Annotated in this window: 11 protein-coding genes and 1 tRNA gene; 11 read left to right on the forward strand and 1 reads right to left on the reverse strand. The window is 67.5% G+C overall.

The window, feature by feature from the left end; translation table 11 throughout:
• Positions 1 to 32: 32 nt before the first annotated feature.
• Entirely contained in the window at positions 33 to 1259 is a 1227-nt protein-coding gene (locus AB0F77_RS08845) for a pyridoxal phosphate-dependent aminotransferase (protein WP_361943750.1), read from the reverse strand.
• Positions 1260 to 1519: 260 nt separating this feature from the next.
• Here AB0F77_RS08845 and AB0F77_RS08850 point away from each other — a divergent pair.
• The 11 genes from AB0F77_RS08850 (at position 1520) to AB0F77_RS08900 (ending at position 15810) form a co-directional block, all read left to right on the forward strand.
• Positions 1520 to 1592: transfer RNA gene (locus tag AB0F77_RS08850), tRNA-Trp, on the forward strand.
• A 102-nt stretch (positions 1593 to 1694) separates the two neighbouring features.
• On the forward strand, positions 1695 to 1982 hold the full coding sequence (secE, locus tag AB0F77_RS08855) for a preprotein translocase subunit SecE (protein WP_361943752.1): 288 nt from the start codon (positions 1695 to 1697) through the stop codon (positions 1980 to 1982).
• Positions 1983 to 2062: 80 nt separating this feature from the next.
• A complete protein-coding gene (gene nusG, locus AB0F77_RS08860; protein ID WP_361943754.1) occupies positions 2063 to 2926 on the forward strand; it encodes a transcription termination/antitermination protein NusG in 864 nt (287 codons plus the stop codon).
• A 156-nt stretch (positions 2927 to 3082) separates the two neighbouring features.
• Positions 3083 to 3517 carry a 50S ribosomal protein L11 gene (gene rplK / locus AB0F77_RS08865; RefSeq protein WP_055515278.1) on the forward strand — a complete coding sequence of 145 codons (435 nt, stop codon included), beginning with the start codon at positions 3083 to 3085 and terminating at the stop codon, positions 3515 to 3517.
• An 82-nt stretch (positions 3518 to 3599) separates the two neighbouring features.
• Positions 3600 to 4325 (forward strand): 50S ribosomal protein L1, encoded by a 726-nt coding sequence (gene rplA, locus AB0F77_RS08870; protein WP_361943757.1) that lies wholly within the window; start codon positions 3600 to 3602, stop codon positions 4323 to 4325.
• 163 nt (positions 4326 to 4488) lie between these two features.
• Complete coding sequence (locus AB0F77_RS08875) at positions 4489 to 5397, forward strand: hypothetical protein (RefSeq protein WP_361943760.1); 909 nt, start codon at positions 4489 to 4491, stop codon at positions 5395 to 5397.
• Positions 5398 to 5534: 137 nt separating this feature from the next.
• Positions 5535 to 6395, forward strand: a complete 861-nt coding sequence (locus AB0F77_RS08880; protein ID WP_361943763.1) for a DUF1396 domain-containing protein — start codon at positions 5535 to 5537, stop codon at positions 6393 to 6395.
• Positions 6396 to 6735: 340 nt separating this feature from the next.
• On the forward strand, positions 6736 to 7266 hold the full coding sequence (gene rplJ / locus AB0F77_RS08885) for a 50S ribosomal protein L10 (RefSeq protein WP_266521127.1): 531 nt from the start codon (positions 6736 to 6738) through the stop codon (positions 7264 to 7266).
• 135 nt (positions 7267 to 7401) lie between these two features.
• Complete coding sequence (gene rplL / locus AB0F77_RS08890; protein WP_361943767.1) at positions 7402 to 7785, forward strand: 50S ribosomal protein L7/L12; 384 nt, start codon at positions 7402 to 7404, stop codon at positions 7783 to 7785.
• A gap of 543 nt (positions 7786 to 8328) precedes the next feature.
• Positions 8329 to 11814: a DNA-directed RNA polymerase subunit beta gene (gene rpoB, locus AB0F77_RS08895; RefSeq protein WP_361943770.1), complete on the forward strand. Its 3486-nt coding sequence runs from the start codon at positions 8329 to 8331 to the stop codon at positions 11812 to 11814.
• Between the two features lie 96 nt (positions 11815 to 11910).
• On the forward strand, positions 11911 to 15810 hold the full coding sequence (locus tag AB0F77_RS08900; protein WP_361943773.1) for a DNA-directed RNA polymerase subunit beta': 3900 nt from the start codon (positions 11911 to 11913) through the stop codon (positions 15808 to 15810).
• Positions 15811 to 15966 lie beyond the last annotated feature (156 nt).

Here is a 15966-nt window from a genome sequence, read left to right on the forward strand (position 1 = left end):
GGCGGACGCCCGGTCGGCGCCCTCGTGAGCGGCTAGTCCCGCGCCTCCGCGAGCAGCTTCTGGATCCGGCTGACGCCCTCGACGAGATCCTCGTCACCGAGCGCGTAGGACAGCCGCAGATAGCCGGGGGTGCCGAACGCCTCGCCCGGGACCACCGCGACCTCCACCTCCTCCAGGATCAGCGCGGCCAGCTCGACCGTGTCCTTCGGGCGCCGGCCCCGGATGTCCTTGCCGAGCAGGGCCTTCACCGACGGGTAGACGTAGAAGGCACCCTCGGGCTCCGGGCAGAACACACCGTCGATCTCGCCGAGCATCCGCACGATCGTCTTCCGGCGGCGGTCGAACGCCTCCCGCATCCGCTCCACGGCGGACAGGTCGCCGGAGACGGCCGCGAGGGCGGCGACCTGGGCCACGTTGGAGACGTTCGAGGTGGCGTGCGACTGGAGGTTCGTCGCGGCCTTCACCACGTCCTTCGGGCCGATGATCCAGCCCACCCGCCAGCCGGTCATCGCGTACGTCTTGGCCACGCCGTTGACCACGACGCACTTGTCGCGCAGCTCGGGCAGCAGCGCCGGCAGCGAGGTGAACGTCGCGTCGCCGTAGACGAGGTGCTCGTAGATCTCGTCCGTCAGCACCCACAGACCGTGCTCGACGGCCCAGCGGCCGATCGCCTCGGCCTCGGCGGCGCTGTAGACGGCGCCGGTCGGGTTCGAGGGGGACACGAACAGGACGACCTTCGTGCGCTCGGTGCGCGCGGCCTCCAACTGCTCCACGCTCACGCGGTAGCCGGTGGTCTCGTCGGCGACGACCTCCACCGGGACACCGCCGGCCAGCCGGATCGACTCCGGGTACGTCGTCCAGTACGGCGCCGGGACGATGACCTCGTCGCCCGGGTCGAGGATCGCGGCGAACGCCTCGTAGATGGCCTGCTTGCCGCCGTTGGTGACCAGGATCTGGGCCGGGTCGACCTCGTAGCCCGAGTCGCGCAGCGTCTTCGCGGCGATCGCGGCCTTCAGCTCGGGCAGCCCGCCGGCCGGCGTGTAGCGGTGGTACTTCGGGTTCTTGCACGCCTCGATCGCGGCTTCGACGATGTAGTCCGGCGTCGGGAAGTCGGGCTCACCGGCGCCGAAGCCGATCACCGGACGCCCGGCGGCCTTGAGGGCCTTGGCCTTGGCGTCCACGGCGAGGGTGGCGGACTCGGAGATCGCGCCGACTCGGGCGGAGACCCGGCGCTCGGTGGGTGGGGTTGCAGCGCTCATGGGGTCCATCGTTTCAGACCGGAAATGTCCCCGGCACGCGGGTTTCACAGACTGAACGGCATCGGACCGACCCGTGAACAAGCGTCCGGATCCGGCCCCCGGCCAGGACGATCTTCCGCCCGCTCACCCTGTGCGGGCTCTTTCTGTTCGACGCCGGGCCGTTGACCACGTACACTCTCACCTCGTTGGCCTTCGGCAGCCTCGTCCGGGCGGTGCACTCCAAGCACCCGGTCGGATGCGGTACGTTGGGGGACACACAAAGGGTCGTAGCTCAATTGGTAGAGCACTGGTCTCCAAAACCAGCGGTTGGGGGTTCAAGTCCCTCCGGCCCTGCTACACACACCGCCAGGATGTGTGCGCATGTACGTACAGCACCGCCGTGCGGCTCAGAAACCGGGCGCGGCACGGCCACGACCCGGGATCAGGTGAGGATGAATGACGGACGCCGTGGGCTCCATCGACACGCCTGATGCGCGGGATGAGGTGCCGGAGTCTCAGAAGAAGACCCGCAAGGGCGGCAAGCGCGGCAAGAAGGGCCCGCTGAAGCGCCTGGCCATCTTCTACCGCCAGATCGTCGCGGAACTCCGCAAGGTCGTCTGGCCGACCCGCAACCAGCTGACGTCGTACACCACCGTGGTGATCTTCTTCGTCGCCATCATGATCGCGCTGGTGACCGTGATTGACTATGGGCTCAACCACGCGGCCAAGTACGTCTTCGGCTGAGCCAAGAGCGAAGGGCGCCGTGGTACCGGCGCCCGTTTTCGCATGTTCCACCCCTATGTATCCAGGAAGAAGCAGCCATCGTGTCTGACCCGAACCTGAACGACGCCATCGAGCCGGATACGGCGGTCGACGACGAGCTCGACATCGTCGAGGGCGCGGACGAGCAGGACGAGTTCGAGGCTGCCGAGGCCGCACTGGGGGAGCCGGCCGAGGAGGCCGCACTGCACGTCGAGGACGAGGACGGCGCGGACGACGGTGACGTCGAGGACGCCGACACCGACGAAGACGAACTCGCCGCCGAGGCCGAGGAGGAGCCGGCCGAGCCGGTCGACCCCGTCCAGGCCCTGCGTGAGGAGCTGCGCTCGCTGCCCGGCGAGTGGTACGTCATCCACACGTACGCCGGCTACGAGAACCGCGTGAAGACCAACCTGGAGCAGCGCGCCGTCTCGCTGAACGTCGAGGACTACATCTTCCAGGCCGAGGTGCCGCAGGAAGAGGTCGTCCAGATCAAGAACGGCGACCGCAAGACCATCAAGCAGAACAAGCTGCCGGGTTACGTCCTGGTCCGCATGGACCTGACCAACGAGTCCTGGGGCGTCGTCCGCAACACCCCCGGCGTCACCGGCTTCGTGGGCAACGCCTACGACCCCTACCCGCTGACCCTGGACGAGATCGTCAAGATGCTCGCCCCGGAGGCCGAGGAGAAGGCCGCCCGCGAGGCCGCCGAGGCCGAGGGCAAGCCCGCCCCGCAGCGCAAGGTCGAGGTCCAGGTGCTGGACTTCGAGGTCGGCGACTCGGTCACCGTCACCGACGGCCCGTTCGCCACGCTCCAGGCGACCATCAACGAGATCAACCCCGACTCGAAGAAGGTCAAGGGCCTCGTGGAGATCTTCGGCCGCGAGACGCCGGTCGAGCTGTCCTTCGACCAGATCCAGAAGAACTAGTTCCTTCTGGACGTACCGCTTCCGAGCAGGTCAGGCGCTGCCTGACCTGCTCGGTTTTTGGCCGCGCATCCATACCCGTTATCGTTGTGCGGTATGCCTGCGTGCAGGAGATCAACCTGGGCGCGGGTAGGACCCGAAGAGAGGAACCGGAGAGCTATGCCTCCCAAGAAGAAGAAGGTCACGGGGCTCATCAAGCTCCAGATCAACGCCGGTGCGGCGAACCCGGCCCCGCCGGTCGGCCCCGCGCTCGGCCAGCACGGCGTCAACATCATGGAGTTCTGCAAGGCCTACAACGCGGCGACCGAGTCGCAGCGTGGCTGGGTGATCCCGGTGGAGATCACGGTCTACGAAGACCGCTCCTTCACCTTCATCACCAAGACGCCGCCGGCCGCGAAGATGATCCTCAAGGCCGCTGGTGTCGAGAAGGGCTCCGGCGAGCCCCACAAGACCAAGGTCGCCAAGATCACCGAGGCGCAGGTCCGCGAGATCGCCCAGACCAAGCTTCCCGACCTGAACGCCAACGACCTGGACGCCGCGTCGAAGATCATCGCCGGCACCGCCCGGTCCATGGGCATCACGGTCGAGGGCTGAACCCCACCTTCGTAGAACCACCGTGGTAGGGCCTGCTCGGCCCGTACACCACGACTCCTCTTCAGAACACACAGGAGCAGTTGTGAGCAAGCGCAGCAAGGCTCTCCGCGCTGCGGACGCCAAGATCGACCGGGAGAAGCTGTACGCCCCGCTCGAGGCCGTCCGTCTCGCCAAGGAGACCTCCACGACCAAGTTCGACGGCACCGTCGAGGTCGCCTTCCGCCTGGGTGTCGACCCGCGCAAGGCCGACCAGATGGTCCGTGGCACCGTGAACCTTCCGCACGGCACCGGTAAGACCGCCCGGGTCCTGGTCTTCGCGACCGGTGACCGTGCCGAGGCCGCGCGTGCCGCGGGCGCCGACATCGTCGGTGCCGACGAGCTGATCGACGAGGTGGCCAAGGGCCGCCTGGACTTCGACGCCGTCGTCGCCACCCCGGACCTCATGGGCAAGGTCGGCCGCCTCGGCCGTGTGCTCGGTCCCCGTGGTCTGATGCCGAACCCGAAGACCGGTACCGTCACCCCCGACGTGACCAAGGCCGTCACCGACATCAAGGGCGGCAAGATCGAGTTCCGCGTCGACAAGCACTCGAACCTGCACTTCATCATCGGCAAGACGTCGTTCGACGACAGCAAGCTGGTGGAGAACTACGGCGCCGCGCTGGAGGAGATCCTCCGTCTGAAGCCGTCCGCCGCCAAGGGCCGCTACATCAAGAAGGCCGCCGTGAGCACCACCATGGGCCCCGGCATCCAGCTCGACCCGAACCGCACCCGCAACCTCCTCGTCGAGGAGGACCCGGCCGCCGTCTGAGCCCCGCGCTCACCCCGGCAGGCCGCGTCAGGGACGCGACACAAGGGCGGGCCCCGCAACCTTTCGAGGTGCGGGGCCCGTCCTTTTCCGTACGACTCTTCGTACGGATGTCAGTGCGCTGCGTTAGCGTGCGGACACAGGACTCGCACAGGGGTGGGACGACATGAAGAACACGACCGCGCGCCGAGCGGCCCTCTCGATCGTGGTGGCGGCCGCGCTGTCGGGAGCGGCCGCGTGCAGTTCCTCCGGCGGCTCCGACGACTCGGGCGCGGGCGGCGACCGCGGGGGCAAGGACACGGCCCGTGTCGGCCCCCTGGCGGCGCTGCGCTCGGCCGCGAGGTCCACGGACCGGGCCGAGTCCGCCAAGGTCCGCTCCACGACGGTCCTGGGCTCGCTGATGTCGATGAGGGCCGACGGCTCCCTCGGCTGGGGCGACGGCGTCACCGGCACGCTCACCATCACCTACACCGGCGGCACCACGGCCGAGACGATGCGCCGGCTCGGTACGACGTCCATGGAGGCGCGCTATCTGCGCGACGCCTACTACGCGCGGATGGGCGACACGTTCGCCGAGCAGACGGGCGGCAGGCACTGGATCAGGTACGGGTACGACGACCTGGCCGACATCGGCGGTGCCTCCGGCGCCTACCTCAAGGACCAGATGCAGAACACCACGCCCAACCAGTCCGTGAAGCTGCTGCTGGCCTCCGGGGACGTCCGCAAGGTCGGCGAGGAGACCGTCTCCGGGAAGCGCACCACGCACTACTCCGGCACCGTGAACGTGGCCGCGCTCGCCGCGCGCGGCAGCGATCTGAGCGCCGGCCAGGTCGCCGACCTGAAGAAGCAGCTCACCCAGGCCGGTGTCACCACGGAGACCGTGGACATCTGGGTCGACGACCAGGACCTGCTGGTCAAGAAGGTCGAGAAGGCCGACATGGCGGCCGGCGCGATGACCCAGACCGCGTACTACAGCGACTACGGGGTGAAGGTCTCCGCCGAGGCGCCCCAGGCCTCCGACACCGAGGACTTCGCCGAGCTGATGAAGAAACAGGGCGGCACGGGCACGTCCTGAGCCCCAGCCCCCCACGCACAGCAGGGGCGTCTCCCGGGCCTCCCGGGCCCCACGGGAATTCGGGGGCCGCTGTCGTACCCGTGGGATACGCTCACGCGGTTGCTGTGTGTCGATCATGAATTCCTTGGGGGGAATCTATGAAGTCTTCCGTGCGCGTCCGTGGCGGCGTCAGGGTCACCGGTGCGGGCGTCGCGGCCCTGCTGCTCGCCGCCGGGGCCGTCGGCTGTGCCAAGACCGACGAGGAGTCCCCGGCGATGACCCCCGCCGCGGCCGTCGCCGAGGCGGCGAAGAACACCGAGGGCATCACGTCCTTCCGCTACCGGCTGAACGGCACGATGCCCGAGGCGGGCACCGTCCGGGGCGAGGCGTCGATGAGCGTCAAGCCGCTCGCGATGAGCATGCGGATGTCGTCCTCCAAGGCGTCCGAAGAGGTGGAGCTGCGCCTCGTCGACCAGGCGCTCTACGTCAACGGCGGCGCCGAGGCGGCCAAGGAGATGGACGGGAAGAGCTGGATCAAGTTCGGCGCGTCCGAACTCGGCGCCGACGGGGGCGCCCCGGGCGCCGGCTCGCTGGGCGCCGGCCAGGCCAACCAGAACCCGGCCACCGAGTCCACCTTCCTCACCGGCTCCAAGGACGTGAAGAAGGTCGGCACCGAGACCGTCGAGGGAGTGAAGACCACCCACTACAAGGGCACGGTCGACCTGGCCGACCTGCGCACGGCCCTGAAGGGCGGCGACCAGGACACCCGTGAGCGCCGGCAGAAGAGCCTGGAGCAGTACGAGAAGATGGGCGTCGAGACGCTCACGATGGACATGTGGATCGACGGCGGCAACCACACCAAGCGGTTCCGGATGAACTCGGCCACCGAGAAGGGCCCGCTGGACATGACCATCACCTTCCTCGACTACAACAAGCCGGTCACCGTCGACGCCCCGCCCGCGAAGGACACCGTCGACCTGGCCCAGATGCTGAAGGACGCCCAGTCGGCCCAGGGCTGAACGGCGGCCGAGGGCCGAGCGGCGCGGCCGTCGAGAGTCCCGTAGGGCGGCCGGGCGGCCCCGTACGAACGGATTTGCTCGACGGCGTCCCGTTCCCGTACTCTCCTGGAGAAGCCAAAGACCGCTGGTCGTTGCCGTGCCTTCGCAAGAGGGCCCGGTGGCCGAAGGATCCGCTGTACCGCGGACGACCCGCGCAGGTGACTGTGGAAGTTGCTCCCGGAACGCCCCTGTCCACAGGGGAGTAAAGGTAGAGCCACGCCCCGTGCGCCTGCGCCGGGGCGTTTCGTTTTCTCCAGCCCCTTCCGAGCGGTCCCATCACCCGGAAGGAGGCCGACGCTCTATGGCAAGGCCCGACAAGGCTGCCGCGGTGGCCGAGCTGACGGAGCAGTTCCGCAGCTCGAACGCCGCCGTGCTGACCGAGTACCGGGGTCTCACCGTGGCTCAGCTCAAGACGCTGCGCCGGTCGCTCGGTGAGAACGCCCAGTACGCCGTGGTGAAGAACACGCTGACCAAGATTGCGGCCAACGAGGCCGGGATCACGACGCTCGACGACCTGTTCAACGGTCCGACGGCGGTCGCCTTCGTCACCGGTGACCCGGTGGAGTCGGCGAAGGGTCTTCGTGACTTCGCCAAGGACAACCCGAACCTCGTCATCAAGGGCGGTGTCCTTGACGGCAAGGCGCTGTCCGCCGACGAGATCAAGAAGCTCGCGGACCTCGAGTCCCGCGAGGTTCTGCTCGCCAAGCTGGCGGGCGCCTTCAAGGGCAAGCAGACCCAGGCTGCTCAGGTCTTCCAGGCGCTCCCGTCGAAGCTCGTCCGCACCGTGGACGCGCTGCGCGCCAAGCAGGACGAGCAGGGCGGTGCCGAGTAACTCGGCTCGCGCATTGACCGTCGCCTGAGGTGACGGTCGCAGCGGGCCGAACGTCTACGCAGTAACGCCGTGAGGCGCACGCCCGCCAGACATGTACATCCGGCACCAGCCGAATTAGTGGAAGGATCGCCCATCATGGCGAAGCTCAGCCAGGAAGACCTGCTCGCGCAGTTCGAAGAGATGACCCTCATCGAGCTCTCCGAGTTCGTGAAGGCGTTCGAGGAGAAGTTCGACGTCACCGCCGCCGCCGCGGTTGCCGTCGCGGGCCCGGCCGGTCCGGCCGCCGCCGCCCCGGTCGAGGAGGAGAAGGACGAGTTCGACGTCGTCCTCACCGGCGCCGGCGACAAGAAGATCCAGGTCATCAAGGTCGTGCGCGAGCTCACCTCCCTCGGCCTCAAGGAGGCCAAGGACCTGGTGGACGGCGCCCCGAAGCCCGTCCTCGAGAAGGTCAACAAGGAGGCCGCCGAGAAGGCCGCCGAGTCCCTCAAGGGCGCCGGCGCGTCCGTCGAGGTCAAGTAAGACCTTCGCACAGCGCGCTGAAAACAGTCCCCCGGGGCTGTAACGCGAGCGTACCGAGGAGCGATCATCCATCCGGGTGGTCGCTCCTCGGCGTTCCTGGGGGCGCGATCACGGTTGCCTTGCACCCTCGCCGGCGAGGGGTATGGTGATCTTCGTCGTGTCTCCGGAAACCCCTGGTTCGGGCTGGGGGGCCTTGACGAACAGCACGCAGCGCGCAATTCTCAGGACGCGTCGTCACAAGGATCCGAATCCGAGGCATGGATCGACGACGAAGAGGGCAGTATCAACGTGCATTGAGGGCAGGCATGCCGAGGGCGTTGAGGACGACGAGGGTCACAGAAAATCGGGGCTGGACATCAGTGTGCCGAGTGGCTACACTGTCCCTTTGCGCTGCCTGTTAGCTCTCCCCTGCCCGTCACCAGGGGCTTGCCCTCACTTGAGCATCGACGATCAGAACATCCCTGACCTGGGATTTCTGTCTCCGTGCTCGGGCGAGGGGCCGGTACGCGCGCAGTGAGTCCGAGCCCTCGGAAGGACCCCCTCTTGGCCGCCTCGCGCAACGCCTCGACCGCGAATACGAACAACGGCGCCAGCACCGCCCCGCTGCGCATTTCCTTTGCAAAGATCAAGGAGCCCCTCGAGGTTCCGAACCTTCTCGCGCTCCAGACCGAGAGCTTCGACTGGCTGCTCGGCAACGACGTCTGGAAGGCTCGCGTCGAGGAGGCTCTCGAGAGTGGTCAGGACGTCCCCACCAAGTCCGGGCTCGAGGAGATCTTCGAGGAGATCTCCCCGATCGAGGACTTCTCCGGGTCGATGTCGCTGACCTTCCGCGACCACCGCTTCGAGCCGCCGAAGAACTCCATCGACGAGTGCAAGGAGCGCGACTTCACGTACGCCGCCCCGCTCTTCGTCACGGCCGAGTTCACCAACAACGAGACCGGCGAGATCAAGTCCCAGACCGTCTTCATGGGCGACTTCCCGCTCATGACGAACAAGGGCACCTTCGTCATCAACGGCACCGAGCGTGTCGTCGTCTCGCAGCTGGTCCGCTCGCCCGGTGTCTACTTCGACTCCACCATCGACAAGACGTCCGACAAGGACATCTTCTCCGCCAAGATCATCCCCTCCCGGGGTGCCTGGCTGGAGATGGAGATCGACAAGCGCGACATGGTCGGCGTGCGCATCGACCGCAAGCGCAAGCAGTCCGTCACCGTCCTCCTGAAGGCGCTCGGCTGGACGACCGAGCAGATCCTCGAGGAGTTCGGCGAGTACGAGTCCATGCGCGCCACCCTGGAGAAGGACCACACCCAGGGCCAGGACGACGCGCTGCTCGACATCTACCGCAAGCTGCGCCCGGGCGAGCCCCCCACGCGCGAGGCCGCGCAGACGCTGCTCGAGAACCTGTACTTCAACCCCAAGCGCTACGACCTCGCCAAGGTCGGCCGCTACAAGGTCAACAAGAAGCTCGGCGCGGACGCCCCGCTCGACGCCGGCATCCTGACCGTCGAGGACGTCATCTCGACGATCAAGTACCTGGTCAAGCTGCACGCGGGCGAGACCGAGACGGTCGGCGACTCCGGCGGTTCGATCGTCGTCGAGACGGACGACATCGACCACTTCGGCAACCGTCGTCTGCGCAGCGTCGGCGAGCTCATCCAGAACCAGGTCCGCACGGGTCTGGCCCGTATGGAGCGCGTCGTGCGCGAGCGCATGACCACGCAGGACGTCGAGGCGATCACGCCGCAGACCCTGATCAACATCCGGCCGGTCGTCGCCTCCATCAAGGAGTTCTTCGGCACCAGCCAGCTGTCGCAGTTCATGGACCAGAACAACCCGCTGTCGGGTCTCACCCACAAGCGCCGTCTGTCGGCGCTCGGTCCGGGTGGTCTCTCGCGTGAGCGGGCCGGCTTCGAGGTCCGTGACGTGCACCCGTCGCACTACGGCCGCATGTGCCCGATCGAGACGCCCGAAGGCCCGAACATCGGTCTGATCGGCTCGCTCGCCTCGTACGGCCGGGTCAACGCGTTCGGTTTCGTCGAGACCCCGTACCGCAAGGTGCTCGAGGGCCAGGTCACCGACGAGGTCGACTACCTGACCGCCGACGAGGAGGACAGGTTCGTCATCGCGCAGGCCAACGCCACGCTCAACGACGACCTGCACTTCGTCGAGAACCGCGTGCTGGTCCGCCGCCGTGGTGGCGAGGTCGACTACGTCAGCCCCGAAGACGTGGACTACATGGACGTCTCGCCGCGCCAGATGGTGTCGGTCGCGACCGCCATGATCCCGTTCCTGGAGCACGACGACGCCAACCGTGCCCTCATGGGCGCGAACATGATGCGCCAGGCCGTTCCGCTCATCAAGTCCGAGGCCCCGCTCGTCGGCACCGGCATGGAGTACCGCTCCGCCGTCGACGCCGGGGACGTCGTCAAGGCCGAGAAGGCGGGTGTGGTCCAGGAGGTCTCCGCGGACTACATCACCACGGCCAACGACGACGGCACGTACATCACGTACCGCCTGGCCAAGTTCTCCCGCTCCAACCAGGGCACCTCGGTCAACCAGAAGGTCATCGTCTCCGAGGGCGACCACGTCGTCACGGGTCAGGTGCTGGCCGACGGCCCGGCCACCGAGAACGGCGAGATGGCCCTCGGCAAGAACCTGCTCGTGGCGTTCATGCCGTGGGAGGGTCACAACTACGAGGACGCGATCATCCTGTCGCAGCGCCTCGTGCAGGACGACGTCCTCTCCTCGATCCACATCGAGGAGCACGAGGTCGACGCCCGTGACACCAAGCTCGGCCCCGAGGAGATCACCCGGGACATCCCGAACGTCTCCGAGGAGGTCCTCGCCGACCTCGACGAGCGCGGCATCATCCGCATCGGCGCCGAGGTCATCGCGGGCGACATCCTCGTCGGCAAGGTGACCCCCAAGGGTGAGACCGAGCTGACCCCCGAGGAGCGCCTGCTGCGCGCGATCTTCGGTGAGAAGGCCCGTGAGGTCCGTGACACCTCGCTGAAGGTGCCGCACGGCGAGACCGGCAAGGTCATCGGCGTGCGCGTCTTCGACCGCGAGGAGGGCGACGAGCTGCCGCCGGGCGTGAACCAGCTGGTCCGCGTCTACGTCGCGCAGAAGCGCAAGATCACCGACGGTGACAAGCTCGCCGGCCGTCACGGCAACAAGGGCGTCATCTCCAAGATCCTGCCGATCGAGGACATGCCGTTCCTGGAGGACGGCACCCCGGTCGACATCATCCTCAACCCGCTGGGTGTCCCGTCCCGAATGAACCCGGGACAGGTCCTGGAGATCCACCTCGGCTGGCTCGCCAGCCGCGGCTGGGACGTCTCCGGTCTGGCGGAGGAGTGGGCGCAGCGCCTCCAGGCGATCGGCGCCGACCAGGTCGACCCGGGCACGAACGTCGCGACCCCCGTCTTCGACGGCGCGCGCGAGGACGAGCTCGCGGGTCTGCTGCAGCACACCATCCCGAACCGGGACGGCGAGCGCATGGTGCTCCCGACCGGCAAGGCGCGGCTGTTCGACGGCCGCAGCGGTGAGCCGTTCCCGGACCCGATCTCGGTCGGCTACATGTACATCCTGAAGCTCCACCACCTGGTCGACGACAAGCTGCACGCCCGCTCGACCGGTCCGTACTCGATGATCACCCAGCAGCCGCTGGGTGGTAAGGCGCAGTTCGGTGGCCAGCGTTTCGGCGAGATGGAGGTGTGGGCCCTCGAGGCCTACGGCGCCGCCTACGCGCTCCAGGAGCTGCTCACCATCAAGTCCGACGACGTCACCGGCCGCGTGAAGGTCTACGAGGCCATCGTCAAGGGCGAGAACATCCCCGAGCCCGGCATCCCCGAGTCCTTCAAGGTGCTCATCAAGGAGATGCAGTCGCTCTGCCTGAACGTGGAGGTGCTGTCCAGCGACGGTATGTCCATCGAGATGCGTGACACCGACGAGGACGTCTTCCGCGCTGCGGAGGAGCTCGGCATCGACCTGTCCCGGCGCGAGCCGAGCAGCGTCGAAGAGGTCTGACGGGAGTCCGGCGGTCCCTGAGCCATCAGGGCCCGCCGACCCCCAGGCCCCCGTTTCAGACCAAAGACTCACGACCCTGAGAGGGATTGACGCATAGTGCTCGACGTCAACTTCTTCGACGAGCTCCGGATCGGCCTGGCCACCGCGGACGACATCCGTCAGTGGAGCCACGGCGAGGTCAAGAAGCCCGAGACCATCAACTACCGCACCCTCAAGCCGGAAAAGGACGGGCTCTTCTGCGAGAAGATCTTCGGCCCCACCCGGGACTGGGAGTGCTACTGCGGCAAGTACAAGCGCGTCCGCTTCAAGGGCATCATCTGTGAGCGCTGTGGCGTCGAGGTCACGCGCGCGAAGGTGCGCCGTGAGCGGATGGGCCACATCGAGCTGGCCGCGCCCGTCACGCACATCTGGTACTTCAAGGGCGTCCCGTCGCGCCTCGGCTACCTGCTCGACCTCGCCCCGAAGGACCTGGAGAAGGTCATCTACTTCGCGGCGTACATGATCACGTACGTCGACGAGGAGCGCCGCACCCGCGACCTGCCCTCCCTGGAGGCGCACGTCTCCGTCGAGCGGCAGCAGATCGAGAACCGTCGCGACGCCGACCTGGAAGGCCGCGCCAAGAAGCTCGAGGCCGACCTGGCCGAGCTGGAGGCCGAGGGCGCCAAGGCCGACGTGCGCCGCAAGGTGCGCGAGGGTGCCGAGCGCGAGATGAAGCAGCTGCGCGACCGCGCGCAGCGCGAGATCGACCGTCTCGACGAGGTGTGGACGCGGTTCAAGAACCTCAAGGTCCAGGACCTGGAGGGCGACGAGCTGCTCTACCGCGAGCTGCGCGACCGCTTCGGCACGTACTTCGACGGCTCGATGGGTGCCGCGGCGCTGCAGAAGCGCCTGGAGTCCTTCGACCTCGACGAGGAGGCCGAGAAGCTCCGGGAGATCATCCGTACCGGCAAGGGCCAGAAGAAGACCCGTGCGCTCAAGCGCCTGAAGGTCGTCTCCGCGTTCCTCCAGACCAGCAACAGCCCCAAGGGGATGGTGCTGGACTGCGTGCCGGTCATCCCGCCGGACCTGCGTCCGATGGTGCAGCTGGACGGTGGCCGCTTCGCGACCTCCGACCTGAACGACCTGTACCGCCGTGTCATCAACCGCAACAACCGACTGAAGCGGCTTCTCGACCTCGGTGCTCCCGAGATCATCGTGAACAACGAGAAGCGCATGCTCCAGGAGGCCGTCGACGCGCTCTTCGACAACGGCCGCCGCGGCCGCCCGGTCACGGGCCCCGGCAACCGTCCGCTGAAGTCGCTGTCCGACATGCTCAAGGGCAAGCAGGGCCGCTTCCGTCAGAACCTGCTCGGCAAGCGAGTCGACTACTCGGCGCGTTCCGTCATCGTCGTCGGCCCGCAGCTCAAGCTGCACCAGTGTGGTCTGCCCAAGGCCATGGCGCTGGAGCTCTTCAAGCCGTTCGTGATGAAGCGCCTGGTCGACCTGAACCACGCGCAGAACATCAAGTCGGCCAAGCGCATGGTGGAGCGCGGTCGCACCGTCGTGTACGACGTCCTCGAAGAGGTCATCGCCGAGCACCCGGTGCTGCTGAACCGTGCGCCCACCCTGCACCGCCTCGGCATCCAGGCCTTCGAGCCGCAGCTGGTCGAGGGCAAGGCCATCCAGATCCACCCGCTCGTCTGCACCGCGTTCAACGCGGACTTCGACGGTGACCAGATGGCCGTGCACCTGCCGCTGTCCGCGGAGGCGCAGGCCGAGGCCCGCATCCTGATGCTGTCCTCGAACAACATCCTCAAGCCGGCCGACGGCCGCCCGGTGACGATGCCGACCCAGGACATGGTCCTCGGTCTGTTCTTCCTGACCACGGACGGCGAGCTGCGCGACGTCAAGGGCGAGGGCCGGGCCTTCGGCTCCACCGCCGAGGCGACGATGGCGTTCGACGCCGGGGAGCTCGCGCTCCAGTCGGCCGTCGACATCCGCTTCCCGGTGGGCACCATCCCGCCGCGCGGCTGGACCCCGCCGGCGCAGGAGGAGGGCGAGCCCGAGTGGCAGCAGGGTGACACCTTCCGCCTGCGGACGACTCTGGGCCGTGCGCTCTTCAACGAGCTGCTGCCCGAGGACTACCCGTTCGTCGACTACTCGGTGGGCAAGAAGCAGCTCGGCGAGATCGTCAACGACCTGGCCGAGCGCTACCCCAAGGTCATCGTGGCGGCGACGCTCGACAACCTGAAGGCGGCGGGCTTCTACTGGGGCACCCGTTCCGGCGTCACCGTGGCCATCTCCGACATCGTCGTTCCCGAGGCGAAGAAGGAGATCGTCAAGGGCTACGAGTCGCAGGACGAGAAGGTCCAGAAGCAGTACGAGCGTGGTCTGATCACCAAGGAAGAGCGCACGCAGGAGCTCATCGCGATCTGGACCAAGGCGACCAACGAGGTTGCCGAGGCGATGAACGCGAACTTCCCGAAGACGAACCCCATCTTCATGATGGTTGACTCGGGTGCACGAGGCAACATGATGCAGATGCGTCAGATCGCCGGTATGCGTGGTCTGGTGTCGAACGCGAAGAACGAGACGATCCCGCGTCCGATCAAGGCGTCGTTCCGTGAGGGCCTGTCCGTCCTGGAGTACTTCATCTCCACGCACGGTGCCCGTAAGGGTCTGGCGGACACCGCCCTGCGTACCGCCGACTCGGGTTACCTCACCCGTCGTCTGGTGGACGTGTCGCAGGACGTCATCATCCGCGAGGAGGACTGCGGCACCGACCGCGGACTCAAGCTCCACATCGCGGAGGTCGGCGCCGACGGCGTGCTGCGCAAGGCGGAGAACGTCGAGACGTCCGTGTACGCGCGCTGCCTCGCCGAGGACATCGTGGTCGACGGTCAGGTCCTGGCCCCGGCCGGCACCGACCTCGGTGACGTCCTCATCGAGGAGCTCGTGGCCCGTGGTGTGTCGGAGGTCAAGACCCGCTCGGTCCTGACCTGCGAGTCCGCCGTCGGCACCTGCGCGATGTGCTACGGCCGTTCGCTCGCCACCGGCAAGCTGGTCGACATCGGTGAGGCGGTCGGCATCATCGCCGCCCAGTCCATCGGTGAGCCCGGTACCCAGCTGACGATGCGTACCTTCCACACCGGTGGTGTGGCCGGTGACGACATCACCCAGGGTCTGCCGCGTGTCGTCGAGCTCTTCGAGGCCCGTACCCCGAAGGGTGTCGCCCCGATCTCCGAGGCCTCCGGCCGCGTGCGGATCGAGGAGACCGAGAAGACCAAGAAGCTCGTCATCACCCCGGACGACGGCAGCGACGAGACGGCGTTCCCGATCTCGAAGCGCGCCCGGCTCCTGGTGAGCGAGGGCGAGCACGTCGAGGTGGGCCAGAAGCTCACCGTGGGTGCCACCAACCCGCACGACGTGCTGCGCATCCTGGGCCAGCGTGCCGTCCAGGTCCACCTGGTCGGCGAGGTCCAGAAGGTCTACAACTCGCAGGGTGTGTCGATCCACGACAAGCACATCGAGATCATCATCCGGCAGATGCTGCGCCGTGTGACGATCATCGAGTCCGGCGACGCCGAGCTGCTGCCCGGCGAGCTCGTCGAGCGCTCGAAGTTCGAGACCGAGAACCGTCGTGTGGTCCAGGAGGGCGGTCACCCGGCCTCCGGCCGTCCGCAGCTCATGGGTATCACCAAGGCGTCGCTGGCCACCGAGTCCTGGCTGTCGGCGGCGTCCTTCCAGGAGACGACCAGGGTCCTCACGGACGCGGCGATCAACGCCAAGTCCGACTCCCTGATCGGCCTCAAGGAGAACGTCATCATCGGTAAGCTCATCCCGGCCGGTACGGGTCTGTCCCGCTACCGCAACATCCGGGTCGAGCCGACCGAGGAGGCCAAGGCCGCGATGTACTCGGCCGTCGGCTACGACGACATCGACTACTCGCCGTTCGGCACCGGCTCCGGCCAGGCCGTTCCGCTGGAGGACTACGACTACGGTCCGTACAACCAGTAGGCGAGCAGCTTGAACTGAAGGGCGGTCACCCTGCGGGGGTGGCCGCCCTTCGGCGTGCCCGGCGCACATGTCCCGTCACGCGGCGTGCGAATTCCCGCGCGCGGGAAGGCGAAGACAGGAACCGATGCCGGACAATGGGCGTTGAAGTGTGACAGA

It is taken from the genome of Streptomyces sp. NPDC026672, from assembly GCF_040638185.1.
GTDB lineage: Bacteria > Actinomycetota > Actinomycetes > Streptomycetales > Streptomycetaceae > Streptomyces.

Excerpts from the sequence above, each read along its gene's own strand:
- AB0F77_RS08845 (WP_361943750.1), bottom strand. The coding sequence starts at position 1,259 with ATGAGCGCTGCAACCCCACCCACCGAGCGCCGGGTCTCCGCCCGAGTC.
- secE (WP_361943752.1), top strand. The coding sequence starts at position 1,695 with ATGACGGACGCCGTGGGCTCCATCGACACGCCTGATGCGCGGGATGAG.
- rplK (WP_055515278.1), top strand. The coding sequence starts at position 3,083 with ATGCCTCCCAAGAAGAAGAAGGTCACGGGGCTCATCAAGCTCCAGATC.
- AB0F77_RS08875 (WP_361943760.1), top strand. The coding sequence starts at position 4,489 with ATGAAGAACACGACCGCGCGCCGAGCGGCCCTCTCGATCGTGGTGGCG.
- AB0F77_RS08880 (WP_361943763.1), top strand. The coding sequence starts at position 5,535 with ATGAAGTCTTCCGTGCGCGTCCGTGGCGGCGTCAGGGTCACCGGTGCG.
- rplJ (WP_266521127.1), top strand. The coding sequence starts at position 6,736 with ATGGCAAGGCCCGACAAGGCTGCCGCGGTGGCCGAGCTGACGGAGCAG.
- rplL (WP_361943767.1), top strand. The coding sequence starts at position 7,402 with ATGGCGAAGCTCAGCCAGGAAGACCTGCTCGCGCAGTTCGAAGAGATG.